This window comes from Marinobacter sp. NSM, assembly GCF_052380025.1.
Classification (GTDB): Bacteria; Pseudomonadota; Gammaproteobacteria; order Pseudomonadales; family Oleiphilaceae; genus Marinobacter.
Genome location: NZ_JBQTCK010000007.1, coordinates 1 through 12,742 on the forward strand (window position 1 = coordinate 1; position 12,742 = coordinate 12,742).

At 57.1% G+C, this 12,742-nt stretch carries 12 protein-coding genes; 3 read left to right on the plus strand and 9 right to left on the minus strand.

Annotation, left to right across the window (positions count from 1 at the left end; translation table 11 throughout):
• A partial coding sequence (locus ACTZWX_RS14555; protein ID WP_444714560.1) for a hypothetical protein occupies nt 1-230 on the plus strand: 230 nt, incomplete at its 5' end.
• A gap of 31 nt (nt 231-261) precedes the next feature.
• Here the strand turns inward: ACTZWX_RS14555 and ACTZWX_RS14560 are convergent.
• The 6 genes from ACTZWX_RS14560 to ACTZWX_RS14585 form a co-directional block, all read right to left on the minus strand.
• Nucleotides 262-849, minus strand: a complete 588-nt coding sequence (locus ACTZWX_RS14560) for a sulfite oxidase heme-binding subunit YedZ (protein ID WP_444714561.1) — start codon at nt 847-849, stop codon at nt 262-264.
• Nucleotides 850-884: 35 nt separating this feature from the next.
• A complete protein-coding gene (msrP, locus tag ACTZWX_RS14565) occupies nt 885-1,856 on the minus strand; it encodes a protein-methionine-sulfoxide reductase catalytic subunit MsrP (protein WP_444714562.1) in 972 nt (323 codons plus the stop codon).
• Between the two features lie 92 nt (nt 1,857-1,948).
• Nucleotides 1,949-2,761: a CDP-diacylglycerol--serine O-phosphatidyltransferase gene (gene pssA, locus ACTZWX_RS14570; RefSeq protein WP_444714563.1), complete on the minus strand. Its 813-nt coding sequence runs from the start codon at nt 2,759-2,761 to the stop codon at nt 1,949-1,951.
• A 91-nt stretch (nt 2,762-2,852) separates the two neighbouring features.
• The gene (ilvC, locus tag ACTZWX_RS14575) at nt 2,853-3,869 is read right to left on the minus strand and encodes a ketol-acid reductoisomerase (RefSeq protein WP_072678284.1); all 1,017 of its coding nucleotides are present in this window, start codon (nt 3,867-3,869) and stop codon (nt 2,853-2,855) included.
• 63 nt (nt 3,870-3,932) lie between these two features.
• Complete coding sequence (gene ilvN, locus ACTZWX_RS14580; RefSeq protein WP_058091315.1) at nt 3,933-4,424, minus strand: acetolactate synthase small subunit; 492 nt, start codon at nt 4,422-4,424, stop codon at nt 3,933-3,935.
• A 2-nt stretch (nt 4,425-4,426) separates the two neighbouring features.
• Nucleotides 4,427-6,145 carry an acetolactate synthase 3 large subunit gene (locus tag ACTZWX_RS14585; protein ID WP_444714564.1) on the minus strand — a complete coding sequence of 573 codons (1,719 nt, stop codon included), beginning with the start codon at nt 6,143-6,145 and terminating at the stop codon, nt 4,427-4,429.
• Between the two features lie 470 nt (nt 6,146-6,615).
• On the opposite strand from ACTZWX_RS14585, the gene ACTZWX_RS14590 reads away from it, so the two are divergent.
• Nucleotides 6,616-7,095, plus strand: a complete 480-nt coding sequence (locus ACTZWX_RS14590; RefSeq protein WP_072678286.1) for a DUF4124 domain-containing protein — start codon at nt 6,616-6,618, stop codon at nt 7,093-7,095.
• A 76-nt stretch (nt 7,096-7,171) separates the two neighbouring features.
• Here ACTZWX_RS14590 and clpB read toward each other — a convergent pair whose 3' ends face one another.
• From clpB to rluD, 3 genes are all read right to left on the minus strand, one after another.
• Nucleotides 7,172-9,748, minus strand: coding sequence for an ATP-dependent chaperone ClpB (gene clpB, locus ACTZWX_RS14595; RefSeq protein WP_444714565.1), 2,577 nt, complete (start codon nt 9,746-9,748; stop codon nt 7,172-7,174).
• 341 nt (nt 9,749-10,089) lie between these two features.
• Complete coding sequence (pgeF, locus tag ACTZWX_RS14600; RefSeq protein WP_444714566.1) at nt 10,090-10,848, minus strand: peptidoglycan editing factor PgeF; 759 nt, start codon at nt 10,846-10,848, stop codon at nt 10,090-10,092.
• Nucleotides 10,838-11,815 carry a 23S rRNA pseudouridine(1911/1915/1917) synthase RluD gene (rluD, locus tag ACTZWX_RS14605; RefSeq protein ID WP_444714567.1) on the minus strand — a complete coding sequence of 326 codons (978 nt, stop codon included), beginning with the start codon at nt 11,813-11,815 and terminating at the stop codon, nt 10,838-10,840. The genes pgeF and rluD overlap by 11 nt, the downstream gene beginning before the upstream one ends.
• 63 nt (nt 11,816-11,878) lie before the next feature.
• On the opposite strand from rluD, the gene ACTZWX_RS14610 reads away from it, so the two are divergent.
• Nucleotides 11,879-12,712: an outer membrane protein assembly factor BamD gene (locus ACTZWX_RS14610; RefSeq protein WP_444714568.1), complete on the plus strand. Its 834-nt coding sequence runs from the start codon at nt 11,879-11,881 to the stop codon at nt 12,710-12,712.
• Nucleotides 12,713-12,742: the final 30 nt, after the last annotated feature.

Sequence of the window (12,742 nt, forward strand, 5' to 3'; positions counted from 1 at the left end):
CTCAATCAAGGCCGCGTATTCTACATCGTTCCGCTGCCCTGTCAACCGTTTATTTCGAAGAATTTTCAGATCAAATTTTCGAATACTTTCAAACAGTTGCTTTCGTCTGGGAGGTTGCCGTCAGCGGCTTGTCCCTCAGAAGTGATGCGCATTCTACAGGCGCCACGAAAACTGTCAACGCCCTTTTTCGAAAAACCTTCCCCTTATTCGGTTTCCACCTATGTCACTGATCAATACACCACCAAAATGCTTACTTTCCAGTCAAACTCTGGACTTTCGCAGGGGAACCAACGAAGAAACACCAAACCAGTAAGCTCTGGTAAACAGTAAAGCCAGAAGCAACAGCCCGTATATCACCATTTCGGTGACATCACTCCTTGCCTGCCACAAAAAATGCAGCCAGGCGAAAAGTGCCGACAGGTAGATCAAGCGGTGGATCAGCTTCCATCGACGCCCCATCCGCTTCATCATCGCTTTTGTTGAAGTTAATGCGAGAGGAATCATCAGAAGGAAGGCGACTGCCCCCAGGGCGATGTAGGGCCGGCGTGTGAAGGTCGCCCACAAATCACCCCAACCGAGAATCAGCTGCAAGAACGCAAACACATGCAACACTGCGTAAAAGAAGGCAAACAAACCCAGCATGCGCCGGTGGCGTAACCAACCAGGCCAGCCGGTCATCTTCTTCAAAGGGGTTATCAGAAGCGTCACAAGCAATAACTGGAAGGCCGCAATGCCGAGCCGCTCCGTTATCTCCTGACCAGGATCCGGACCTATTCGGCCAAACACAACATCGGACACCAGCCATATCAATGGCATCAAGGCAGCGCAAAAGACGATAACTTTCGCCACAACGCTCGACACCATTCGTTCAGCTGCAGGCAACATCAGTAGAACTTGGCCAGGTCCATCCCTTTGTAGAGATGCGCAACCTGCTCTTCGTAACCATTAAACATTCGGGTTTCCATCCAATTCGGACGGAGCACACCAGAGGGTAAACGCCGCTCTCTCTTCTGACTCCAACGCGGATGATCCACCTCAGGGTTTACGTTGGCATAGAATCCGTACTCACTTGGCGCAAGCAATTCCCAGGTCGTTTTAGGCTGCTCTTCCAGAAACCGAATCCGAACAATCGATTTAATACTCTTGAATCCGTACTTCCAGGGAACCACGAGGCGGATCGGAGCGCCATTCTGATTAGGCAGAGTTTCGCCGTAGAGACCAATCGCCAAGAACGAAAGCTCGTTCATCGCCTCATCCATACGTAGCCCCTCCCGGTACGGCCAATCTATGGTACTGAACAGGGAGCGCTGACCTCGCATCTGTTTCGGGTCATGCAGGGTTTCGAAGTACACATACTTCGCTCGCGAATTCGGCTCCAGGCGATTCAACACTGCCGCTAACGGCACGCCGACCCAGGGAATCACCATAGACCACGCCTCAACACAGCGGAGCCGGTAAATTCGCTCTTCATAGTCGTGGGGCTTCAGCAGATCTTCAACGGCGTAACGACCAGGCCGGGCACACTCCCCATCAACCTCCACAGACCAGGGGTCCACAGACATCTCGTGGGCATACTTGGCAGGATCGCCCTTGCCGGTGCCAAACTCATAGAAATTATTGTACTTGGCTACTGCATCAAAGGGCGTTTTCTTCTCGTCGGTCGAGTACTCCGGCGCTTCACGGAAAGTCAGCGGCGTGGTTGTCGAACTGTCACCTGCCCGCAAAAGGCCGGGCGCAGTGAGAGCTGCAGCAGAGGCAATGGCACCGGTCATGAATTTACGTCGGTTCAGGTAGACAGACCGGGGAGTGACTTCGGATTCGGGCAAAGACCAGGAAGGGCGCCGTTTGATTAGCATGGGCTGACTCCAGAGAAAGCGGTTTGAATAAGTGACCGTAGATTCCCGGAGAAATTCCCGCCCGGACTTCCCCGGGCGGGTGCACTGTAGCTTCAGGTGCGCTTTGCCTTTTGTCTGAACAAGGCCCGCACCGGACCAGACAGTGCATAAATCAGGAATGCTGTAAACAGTACGGTAGCCGGATCAAGGGCGATCACCACAAGAATCAGCACGACCAGCAGGATGGCCGCGAATGGCACCCGTCCCCGCATGTCGAGATCCTTGAAGCTTCGGTAAAGCACATTACTGACCATCAGCACGCCCGCGCCGCCTACAACAATGATAGACAGCAAGGTCAGCCAGGTGGCTGGCTCATACTGATGGAAGCACCAGACCAGCCCCGCCACACAGGCTGCAGCGGCCGGGCTTGGCAACCCTACAAAGTACTTTTTGTCCACCGAGCCAATCTGGGTGTTGAAACGGGCGAGGCGCAAGGCCGCGCCGGCAACGTAGATGAACGTAATAGCCCAACCAACCTTGTCGAGGCCGTTCAGAGCCCAGAAAAACGCCACCATGCCGGGCGCAACGCCGAACGCCACCATGTCGGCAAGGCTATCGTATTCTTCCCCGAACTTGCTCTGGGTATTGGTCATCCGCGCTACCCGGCCATCAAGGCCGTCGAGAATCATGGAGACGAATATTGCTATAGCTGCATTATCGAAAACGCCGTTGGCTGCTGAAACAATCGCATAGAACCCGGAAAACAGGGATGCCGTTGTCAGGGCATTTGGCAGTAGATAGATACCTTTTCGGCGAACCTTTGCACCACCTACGACTTCTTCCTCAATAACCTCTCCGGCCGCCACTTCTGACTCGTGTGCACCGTGGGACTCTGGATGTTCAACAGATTTTTTGTCTTCAGTCATTCCATAAACTCCGGAAAGCATTTGGGCGGAGTATATACGAAAAACGCGGCCACTAGGGCCGCGCTTTCAAAACCGTACCGGAAATTCCGGATCAGTTCTTTTCTTTGTCCACGATCTTGTTCGCGGAGATCCACGGCATCATGGAGCGAAGCTTCTCGCCCACAGTCTCGATCTCGTGGGCCGCATTCTGGCGACGGCGAGCTGTCATGGACGGGTAGTTCAACGCGCCCTCAGAGATGAACATCTTAGCGTATTCGCCACTCTGAATGCGCTTCAGTGCGTTGCGCATGGCCTCACGGGACTGCTCGTTGATCACCTCCGGGCCGGTTACGTACTCACCGTACTCGGCGTTGTTGGAGATGGAGTAGTTCATGTTGGCGATGCCGCCTTCGTACATCAGGTCAACAATCAGCTTCAGCTCGTGCAGACACTCGAAGTAAGCCATTTCCGGAGCGTAGCCTGCCTCGGTCAGGGTTTCGAAGCCAGCTTTCACCAGCTCAACCGCACCGCCACACAGAACCGCCTGCTCACCGAACAGGTCGGTTTCGGTTTCGTCTTTGAAGGTGGTTTCGATGATACCGGTACGGCCGCCGCCTACGCCGCTGGCGTAGGACAGAGCGACGTTCTTGGCGTTGCCGGAAGCGTCCTGGAAGATGGCGATCAGATCAGGAATACCACCGCCCTTGGTGAACTCGGTGCGCACAGTGTGGCCCGGCGCCTTCGGGGCAACCATGATCACGTCCAGATCTTTACGGGGAACGATCTGGTTGTAGTGGATTGCGAAGCCGTGAGCGAAGGCCAGAGTAGCGCCCTGCTTCAGGTTCGGCTCGATTTCCTCACGGTACAACTGGGCCTGGAATTCATCCGGAGTCAGAACCATTACCACATCAGCGGCAGCAACGGCCGAAGCCACGTCGCTGGTCTTCAGGCCGTAGGCTTCGGCTTTAGCGATGGAGGAAGAGCCAGCACGCAGGCCAACCACTACGTCAACGCCAGAGTCTTTCAGGTTGCACGCGTGGGCGTGGCCCTGAGAACCGAAACCCAGAATGGCAACCTTCTTGCCCTGGATGATGGAAAGATCACAATCTTTATCGTAATAAACCTGCATGAGAAACCTCTATTATATGAAATGGCCCTGCCGGGCCATGATGTTCAAATTTGCAAAGCAGCCTCAGAGGCTGAGCACCTTTTCGCCACGAGCGATACCTGAGACGCCGGTACGCACCACTTCAAGGATTCCGGAGGTACCCACCGCCTGGATAAAACCATCCAGCTTTTCGCTGTCACCCGCCAACTGCACGGTGTACACAGAACTGGTCACGTCCACGATCTGGCCTCGGAAGATATCCACCGTGCGCTTGATTTCCGCACGCTGGGAGCCGGTCGCCTTGAGCTTGACCAGCATCAGTTCGCGCTCAATGTGCGAACCTTCGGTGAGGTCGACCAGCTTGACCACTTCAATCAGCTTGTTCAGCTGTTTGGTGATCTGTTCGATGACCTTGTCGGAACCGGTGGTGGTGACGGTCAGGCGGGACAGCGTCTCATCTTCCGTCGGGGCCACGGTCAGGGTCTCGATGTTGTAGTTGCGCTGCGAGAACAGACCAACTACCCGAGACAAGGCACCGGGTTCGTTTTCAAGCAAAACAGAAATGATTCGACGCATGATCACACCCTCTCCGTTTTGCTGAGCCACATGTCTTTCATGGAACCACGGGCAACCTGCATCGGGTACACATGCTCGAAGCGGTCAACGTAGATGTCCACAAACACCAGCTTGTCTTTCATCGCCAGAACTTCCTTGAGCTTGGGCTCAAGATCTTCCTTGCGCTCAATGCGAACACCGACATGACCGTAGGCTTCCGCCAGCTTGATGAAATCGGGCAATGACTCCATGTAGGATTCTGCGTGCCGGGACTCATAGTTCATGTCCTGCCACTGCTTGACCATACCCAGTGCCTGGTTGTTCAGGTTGATGATCTTCACAGGCAGATTGTATTGCTTGCAGGTAGACAGCTCCTGAATGTTCATCTGGATACTACCCTCACCGGTGAAGCAAAGGACTTCGTCATCCGGGTGAGTCAGCTTGATACCCATGGCTGCCGGCAAGCCGAAGCCCATGGTGCCAAGGCCACCGGAGTTAATCCAGCGGTTGGGCTTGTCAAACTTGTAGTACTGGGCCGCGAACATCTGGTGCTGGCCAACATCGCTGGTCACAAAGGCGTCGCCATTGGTGAGCTTCCAGAGCATCTCAACCACTTCCTGCGGCTTGATGACGTCCGGACTGGTCTCGTAACGCATCCCGTGGAATGCTCGCCACTCTTCAATCTGCTTCCACCAGGCCGCCAGCGCATCCGTATCCGGCTTGTCTTTCGACTCTTTGACCAGTGACAGCATTTCCTTCAGAACAGCATCCACCGGCCCCACAATCGGCACATCGGCATCAATCGTTTTGGAAATAGACGCGGGGTCAATGTCGATATGAATGATGCGAGCGCCAGGGCAGAATTTCTCGGTGGCATTGGTTACCCGGTCATCAAAACGCGCGCCGACGCATAGGATCAAGTCTGAGTGGTGCATCGCCATGTTGGCTTCGTAGGTGCCATGCATGCCCAGCCAGCCAAGGTGTTGTTTGTCAGTCGCCGGATAACAGCCAATGCCCATCAGGGTATTGGTGATCGGGAATCCCAGTGTCTTGGTCAGCTCAGTCAACTGGCTGGAGGCCTTACCCAGAATCACCCCGCCACCGGCGTAAATCATCGGGCGCTTAGCGGCCATCAACATATCCACGGCTTTCTTGATCTGGCCTGCGTGGCCACGAACCGCCGGGTTATAGGAGCGCAGTTTCACTTTCTTGGGGTAGGAATACTCATAGCGCTCGTTCGGGGTGGTCATATCCTTGGGGATATCCACCACCACCGGGCCGGGGCGGCCGGTCGCAGCAATGTAGTAGGCCTTGCGAATGACTTCGGGAATCTCTTCCGGATGGCGCACACTGAGATTGTGTTTAACCACCGGGCGGGAAACACCCATCATATCGGTTTCCTGGAAAGCATCTTCACCAATCAGGGTGGATGCAACCTGGCCGCACAGAACCACCATGGGGATGGAATCCATAAAGGCGGTGGCAATGCCGGTAATAGTGTTGGTGGCTCCAGGACCCGAGGTCACCAGTACGGTACCTGGTTTTCCGGTTGCACGGGCGTAGCCGTCGGCCATGTGGACCGCCGCCTGCTCGTGCCGCACCAGAATATGCTTGACTTTGTCCTGCCTGAACAGCGCATCATAAATATGAAGGGCTGCACCACCCGGATAGCCGTATATGTATTCGATCCCTTCATCCTGCAGGGAGCGGATCAGCATATCGGCGCCAGACAATAACTCCACGATTTTCTACCCTCTTCTACGAGTGAATGAGCCGGGTTTCGCCCCGGTTGCCTGGATTTTCGGTTTCCCTGCTTCTTTTGAAAGCGGAACCGGCATTCCTCCACACCATGAATAAGAGGTTGTCTCCTGGCCAGCCGCCCTCCTGAGGGTTGCGGAGAACGACCAATCAACGGGTTGCACGTAAGCAACAACCAGCGCCCGCCAGCGCGTGGCGAACTCAGTGTGGTGATTAACGGGGGATACTCGCTCGGGATTGCCTGCCGTATTGACCCCAGTCTTCAGGCAATCGGTAATTTTGACAGCGGGAAACTCACTGTCAATAGGCGCTGTGGCTTAATTGCGACCATTTTCCTCTACACTCTGCCATACTGACCGGATATAACGTGCAAGAGATTTGAACCAGGCAAGGGAAAATCCATCGTTTCGGTGGCATGATATCCCCAGGCAGTAGACTAGAAACGAGCAGAGACATGAATCGAAAAATCCTGATGCTGACACTTCTGATGGCGATGACACCGGGCCTTGCGGCCGGCGCTTCAGTGTATAAATGGACAGATGAAAACGGGGTAACCCACTTTGGCGACCGCCAGCCAACGGGCGCGAACTCGGAGCAGGTGAATGTCCGCTCCGGCACGACCAGCAGAAGCCAATCTGGCCAGCGCCAAAGTGCCCAGGAACAGCTGGGAGAACTGCAGGAGCAGCAGCGCTCCCAGGAACAGCGCCGTCAAGAGACCGCTGTTGAGGAAGCTCGCCGCAAGCAGCGGGAAGCCAATTGTGCCACCGCCCGATCCAACCTGGACGTGCTGAACAGCAACGCGCGGATCCGGGTTGAGGAGAACGGCGAGATGCGCTATCTGGCGCCGGACGAAATCGAAGAGCAACGTCGCCGGTTCCGGGAGATTATGGAAGAAAACTGCGGGCCGGAAGGCTCGGCACCCGCCCAACGCTAGTTTTCTCACCATAAAAAAGGCCGGGCAACCAAGTTTGGTTGCCCGGCCTTTTCTTATTGGCTGACGCCCGGCTTTGTCAAGCCTTCGAGAACACCAACTGGTCGTTCTCTACAGCGGCACGAATAGTGTCGCCGGGCACAAAGCCGCCCTGCAGTAGCTTCTGCGCCAGCGGGTTTTCAATCATCCGCTGAATCGCACGTTTGAGAGGACGTGCACCGTAGACCGGGTCGTAGCCCACTTCCGCCAGCAGTTGCATAACCGCATCGTCCAGCTCAAGCTTCATATCCTGATCCTTCAATCGCCGCGCCAGATTCTCGATCTGGATACGGGCAATACCTTGAATCTGGCTTTCCGCCAGCGGATGGAACACCACCACTTCGTCCACCCGGTTGATGAACTCAGGGCGGAAGTGCGTTCCAACCTCCTCCATAACTGCCGCCTTCATGGCGTCGTAGTTTTCCTCGCCCGCCTTTTCCTGAATGATGTGAGAACCCAGGTTGGAGGTCATCACGATCACAGTATTCCGGAAATCGACCGTACGGCCTTGGCCGTCGGTCAGGCGACCATCATCCAGCACCTGCAACAAGATGTTGAAGACATCAGGATGGGCCTTTTCCACCTCATCCAGCAGCAGCACCGAGTAAGGCCGGCGGCGCACCGCCTCGGTCAGGTAGCCCCCCTCTTCGTAGCCCACGTAACCGGGAGGCGCGCCGATCAGACGAGCAACGGAGTGCTTCTCCATAAACTCGGACATATCGATCCGCACCATGGCCTCTTCGGTATCAAACAGGAACGATGCCAGAGTCTTACACAGCTCGGTCTTGCCCACACCGGTCGGCCCGAGGAACAGGAACGAGCCATTCGGCCGGTTGGGATCAGACAACCCGGCCCGGGACCGACGCACGGCATTGGAGACCGCCTCGACCGCTTCATGCTGGCCGATCACCCGGTCGTGCAGGGCGTCTTCCATGCGCATCAGTTTATCCCGCTCGCCCTCCAGCATCTTCGATACCGGGATGCCGGTCCACTTGGAGACGATCTCTGCGATTTCCTCGTCTGTGACCCGGTTACGCAACAGCTTCATTTCCATCATTTCGGCCTGGCTGGCCATATCCAGCTGGCGCTCCAGTTCCGGAATGGTGCCGTACTGAAGCTCGGACATTTTGCCCAGATCGCCAGCGCGGCGGGCGTTTTCCAGGTCAATCCGGGCCTGCTCCAGCTGGCTCTTGATCTTCTGGGAGCCATGCAGCGCCGCTTTCTCGGTGTTCCAGACTTCTTCCAGATCGGCGTATTCGCGTTCGACATTGCCGATCACCGAGGACAACTCTTCCAACCGCTTTTTGGAAGCAGCATCGGTTTCTTTCTTCAGGGCCTCGCGTTCAATCTTGAGCTGAATCAGGCGCCGCTCCAGTCGATCCAACGCCTCGGGCTTGGAATCCATTTCCATACGAATCTGGCTTGCCGCTTCGTCTACCAGATCGATGGCCTTATCCGGCAGCTGGCGATCGGTGATATAACGATGGGACAGTTTCGCGGCGGCGATGATCGCACCATCGGTCACTTCCACACCGTGGTGAACTTCGTAGCGCTCTTTGAGGCCACGAAGAATCGCAATGGTGTCTTCCTCACTGGGCTCGGTCACCAGTACTTTCTGGAAACGGCGCTCGAGCGCTGCGTCTTTCTCGATGTTTTCCCGGTATTCGTTCAGGGTGGTGGCGCCGACGCAGTGCAACTCTCCCCGTGCCAGCGCAGGCTTGAGCATGTTACCGGCGTCCATGGAGCCTTCGGCTTTGCCGGCGCCGACCATGGTATGGATCTCATCGATGAACAGGATGATCTGACCTTCCTGTTTGGACAGTTCGTTGAGCACGGCTTTTAGGCGCTCTTCGAACTCACCGCGGAACTTGGCGCCGGCGATGAGGGCACCCATGTCCAGAGACAGCACCTTTTTATCTTTGAGACCATCCGGCACTTCACCGTTGACGATGCGTTGGGCCAGGCCTTCAACGATGGCCGTTTTACCCACACCTGGCTCGCCAATCAGCACGGGGTTGTTCTTGCGGCGGCGCTGGAGTACCTGGATGGTGCGGCGGATTTCGTCATCACGGCCGATGACCGGGTCCAGTTTGCCGGCTTCGGCCCGCTCGGTGAGGTCGATGGTGTATTTGGACAACGCCTGACGGTTCTCTTCGGCACTGGCGTCGTTGACGGTTTCGCCGCCGCGCACGGCATCAATGGCTTTTTCCAGGGCAGCCTTATCTACACCTTGCTCTCTAAGCACGCGGCCGAGGGAGCCGCGGTCTTCGACGGCCGCCAGCAGGATCAGCTCGCTGGAGATGAACTGGTCGCCGCGTTTCTGGGCCAGTTTGTCTGCCATGTTGAACAGCCGGCCCATGTCGTTGGACATGGAGACGTCGCCGGCGTTGCCCTGCACTTCCGGCAGGTTTTCAATTTCTTTGGCGATGGCCTGGCGCACGCGGCCGGGCTCCACACCCACCTGTTTGAGCAGGGGCTTGATGGACCCACCTTGCTGGTCGAGCAGGGCCTGCATCAGGTGAACCGGCTCGATGAAGTTGTGGTCTTTGCCGACTGCAATGGACTGGGCGTCGGCCAGGGCGCTTTGCAGTTTGCTGGTGAGTTTGTCGATTCTCATGTGTTCGTTTCCCCGAATTTTGTGCGAATACCAGTTGGTGGTTGGTGAAGGGTATTCGTGTTGCTTTGACAATTAATGTAGGGGCAACCTGGGGGACTTCAAGTTGGCTCGGAGCTATTTCGTCAGAAATTTGACGGCGGTCAGTCTTGGCGTGGAGTTTGGTTCGTTACGGGCATGCTATTACGTGGTCGGGGCTGGGGCAGGGAGAGCTTTCCAGAACTCGCCGTAAATACTTCCCTGTAGGCTTGACTGCAGCATCCCTGCTGCAGACAGTTCTGGAAAGCTCTCCCTGCCCCAGCCCGATACTTTAGAGTTTTTCGCCTGGAAGGCCTAAAGCTCGGTTATGTCCTCATCCAGATCAACGTCGCCATTCTTCCGGTTTCACCGTCTCGTCGATACGAGAAGAACCAGTCGCTGTCGTTGACGGTGCACAAGCTGCCGCCAGAGATGGACGTAACGCCGGCTGCTCTCAAACGCTGGCTCGCGAGTTGGTAGATATTGGCCAGGTAGTGGCCGGGGCGTTGTTTTGAGGGGGTGAAGGCCTGATCGGCTTCGGGGTTGTGGTCGAGGAAGACCTGACGGACTTCGGGGCCGACTTCGAAGCTGTCGGGGCCTATGGCGGGGCCGAGCCAGGCCTGGAGGTTGGACGGGGGTACGGCCATGGCGGCCATGAGGTTTTCGAGTACGCCGCCGCACAGGCTGCGCCAGCCTGCGTGAGCGGCGCCTATGACGGTGCCGTCGGTGTCTGCCAGGATGACGGGCAGGCAGTCGGCGGTGAGGATGGCGCAGGCGATTCCGGGCTGCCGGGTGTAGCTGGCATCGGCTTCGGGGATCGCCCCAACGTTATCTGGCGTGAGTTCTACCACGCCGGTGCCGTGTACCTGGTTGAGCCAGCCAATGTTGTTGGCATCCAGGCCGATAAATCCGGCCAGGCGGCTGCGGTTTTCGGCCACGTGGTCCTGGTTGTCGTTGACGTGCCCGCCCAGGTTCAGAGCTTCCCAGGGCGGCAGGCTTATGCCACCTTTTCGGGTTGTGCACAGGGCCCGCACATGAGCTGGTGCGCGCCAACTCGGGGTCAGGGTGTTGTTGTCAGAAATCACTGTTTTCCAGCTCCCGGGCGTGCTTGCGCAGGGCTTCGATAAGTTGGACCATGTCTTCCGGCAGCGGCACTTCCCAGCTGAGGGTTTCGCAGGTTTCCGGATGTTCCAGAGTCAGCCTTCTGGCATGCAGGGCCTGGCGGCTAAACGCAGCCAGCGCCTGGCGAAGTTCTTCTGTGGTGCCCTTGGGTAGGCGCAGGCGGCCGCCGTATGCCGGGTCGCCCACCAGGGGGTGGCGCACATGGGTCATGTGTACTCGGATCTGGTGGGTTCGGCCGCTTTCCAGTTTGCACTGGATATGGGTATGGGCGGCGAAACGTTCCAGCAACCGGTAGTGGGTGACCGCCGGTTTTCCGGACGGGACCACCGCCATGCGCTTGCGATCCTGGGGGTGTCGGCCGATGGGTGCGTCTACGGTGGCACCTCCGGTCAGCGAACCGACGACCACGGCTTCGTATTCCCGCCCCATGGTACGGGTTTGCAGCTGGTCCACCAGGGAGGTGTGGGCTATCAGGCTGCGAGCCACCACCATGATGCCGGAAGTGTCCTTATCCAGGCGGTGAACAATGCCGGCCCGGGGCAGGTTCTCTACCTCTGGCGCATGATTGAGTAGTGCGTTGACCAGGGTGCCATCGGCGTGGCCTGCGGCAGGATGTACCACCAGGCCCGCCGGTTTGTTGATCACCAGCAGGTGCTCGTCTTCGTAGACAATGTCCAGGCTGATGGGCTCGGCTTCCCAGGTCACCTGAGCTTCCGGCTCGGCATCCAGGTCGAGAACGTCATCCAGCATCACCTTGTCTCTGGGCTTGCGAACGGTGCCGTTGACGGTCAGGGCGCCGCTTTTGATCCAGGACTGCAGGCGCGAGCGGGAATGCTCGGGCATCAACTCGGCGGCGGCCTGGTCCAGGCGCTTGTCGCTGAGCTGCGGGGGTACTATGTAATGTCCGGTAATCCGGTTATTGGAAGACATTCAGCCTCTTTTTGCTACAATGCAAAATTCATTCAAGTTGTGACCATTATACGGGATTCCGGCATGAGATCAGTTGTCCGATTACTGCTACTTTCCACAATGATAGCGCTGGCCACCGGCTGCGCTTCCAAAAAAGACGTGGAAGTGCTGCCGGAGAAGACCTATTACGACAATGCCCGCCAGGCGATGAACTCCGGCAATTTCAATGAAGCCGAGCAGAATCTGGACGCCCTGGAAACCTACTACCCGTTCGGCCGCTATGCCGAGCAGGCCCAGCTCGACCTGATCTATGCCCGTTACCAGAACCTTGACCTTGAAGGATCACGGGCGGCGGCCGATCGGTTCATGCGGCTGAATCCCCAGAGCGAGCACCTGGACTATGCCCTCTACATGCGTGGCCTTGCCTCCTACAATCTCGATATCGGCCTGGCGGCACGCTACTTCGCCATTGATGTGGCTGCCCGCAACCCCGGTGAGCAACTGCAGGCTTTCCGGGATTTTTCCCAACTGCTGAACCGTTTCCCGGACAGTGAATACGCGCCGGATGCCCGCCAGCGCATGATTGCGGTGCGTAACCGCATGGCGGAACTGGAGCTGCACGCCGCTCGCTATTACATCAAGCGCGAGGCCTACATCGCGGCAAACAACCGGGCCCGTTTTGTTGTGGAGAACTACCCGTCTTCACCGGCGGTTGAAGAGGCCCTGATTCTGCTGGCCGACACCTTCCGGTTTATGGACATCAAAAAAGGCGCCAGCGATGCCATCGCCACCCTGCGCACCAACTTCCCCAACAGCGAGGCGTTTGATGAGAACGGCGAATTCCAGTCTGATCGCCTGCGCCGCCAGAATCGTTCTCTTACCAACGTAGTCACTTTCGGCCTGATCGGCGACGAATAACCATCCAGATACCAGGAGGGCCGGGAGCAT